The 1777-nt window shown below is 73.6% G+C and carries 2 protein-coding genes; one reads left to right on the top strand and one right to left on the bottom strand.

The window, feature by feature from the left end:
* Positions 1-745, bottom strand: a 745-nt coding sequence (locus tag AN216_RS17045) for a hypothetical protein (protein ID WP_244502509.1), incomplete at its 3' end; no start/stop codon positions are given.
* A 151-nt stretch (positions 746-896) separates the two neighbouring features.
* On the opposite strand from AN216_RS17045, the gene AN216_RS17040 reads away from it, so the two are divergent.
* Positions 897-1499: a TIGR03086 family metal-binding protein gene (locus AN216_RS17040; protein ID WP_070197645.1), complete on the top strand. Its 603-nt coding sequence runs from the start codon at positions 897-899 to the stop codon at positions 1497-1499.
* Positions 1500-1777 lie beyond the last annotated feature (278 nt).

The raw sequence follows: 1777 nt of genomic DNA, 5'->3' as shown, positions 1-1777 counted from the left end.
CGGCGCCGCCCGCCTGCGCGAGGCGCCGGTCGCGCGCGTACCGCCGCCTGTCCGACCAGCGCGCCGAGGCCAGCGGCGGCTGCGCCTCGTCCCGCTCGGCGAGCGTACGGCCCAGCGTGTACGCCTCGTACGCCTGCGGACTGGTGAACCAGACGGCCGGGTCCTCGCCGAAGAGCCGGGCCCGCTTCGCGAGCACGTAGCCGAACTCCTCCGGGGTGAGATAGCCGAACTTCTGGGAGGACAGCGCGTCCTGGCGGAAGGCGTCCAGCAGCAGCCAGCCCGAGCCGAGGTAGGCGGCGGCGGTGTCGGTGAGGATCTCGTTGTCCCGCACGCCGGGGAAGGCCAGCCCCACCCGGTGCAGGTAGACGTGCATCACCTCGTGTGCCAGGGCCGCGCCGATGTCCCGGCGGTGGGTCTTGAACCGGGTGTTCAGCTCCACGAAGTACTCCGGGCCCGACTCCAGTTCGACATGCGCGGCATCCGTCATGTCACGGAAGTTGACCACCATACGGGCGTCCGGCAGCCGCAGGTGCCGCACCATCACGCCGGCCACCCGCTGCACGCCGAGGTACAGTTCCTCCCGCGCGTCGAAGCCGACGTCCACGGGGGCGACGCTGAGCTGGAAGGCGCGCACCGTCTCCGGGGTCAGCCGCCGGTAGAGCGCGGTCACGGCGGCCCGCACGGTCTCCAGGTGCGGGAATCCCCGCTCCACCGGGTCCGCGGTGCCGCCGTGCCGTACAGCCATCCATCCACTCCCGCCCGGTCAGTCCCCCGTTTCACTTTACGGCGACCCGCCGTCCGGGCGCGGCGGAGAGGCTGGTGCCCGCTTCCCCGAGCCCGTGCTCCTTCTCCGTAAACTCCCGGAGAACCAGGACGGCGGCTGGCAGCATGTCCCCGTGACTGACATCTCCGCTCGATACCGACAGCTGTCCGACGCCTTCACCCGCCAGGTCGAGGCGGTGCCGCCACGGCGCTGGGACGACCCCTCGCCCTGCGCCGACTGGACCGCCCGCCAGGTCCTCGACCACGTCATCGAGACACAGCACCGCACGGCCGGATACGTCAGCCGCGACCTGCCCGGGCCGCCGGACCCGACGTCGGCTGACGCCCCCGTCGGTGACCCCGCCGACGCTCCTGGCGACGCGCCCGCCGACGACCCGGTGGCCGCCTGGCGCGCGGCTCGGGACGCCATGCGGCGACTCCTCGAGGACCCCGCCACCGCGCGGCTCGAGTTCGACGGCATGCTGGGGCGTACGAGCCTGGAGCGGGCCGTCGACGACTTCGTGTGCTTCGACCTCGTCGTGCACGCCTGGGACATCGCCCGCGCCACCGGCGGCGACGAACGGATGGACCTGACCGAGGTGCGTCGTCTGCGGGCCCAGGCGGAGGGGTTCGGCGCCGCGTTCCGCGGCCCCGGCGGGTTCGGCCCGGAGATCGCGGCGCCCGAGGGCGCCGGCGAGCAGGAGCGGCTGCTGGCGTACCTGGGCCGACGACCGTAGGCGAACCGTACGGCCGGTCGCGACGCATTGATCCAACAGTCACGTGTCGTTTGTCCATGGCGACCGCCGACCTCCCGACACACGCTGATCGTTGAAGGCAGCGCGGCGCGTGAAGGAGCGGAGCGGTCATGGCGGAGCAGCCCCAGTCCCCGGAACGGCCCCAGTCCCCGGAACGGCCCGAACGGCACGAGCGAGGGCTCGGGCGGCGCACGGTGGTGGCCGCCGGCGCCCTCACCGGGCTGGGCGCGGCGGCTGGTTGGGCCACCCCGGCGAGCGCG

It is taken from the genome of Streptomyces oceani, assembly GCF_001751245.1.
Classification (GTDB): domain Bacteria; phylum Actinomycetota; class Actinomycetes; order Streptomycetales; family Streptomycetaceae; genus Streptomyces; species Streptomyces oceani.
This window is presented reverse-complemented; position numbering and strand designations above follow the sequence as displayed.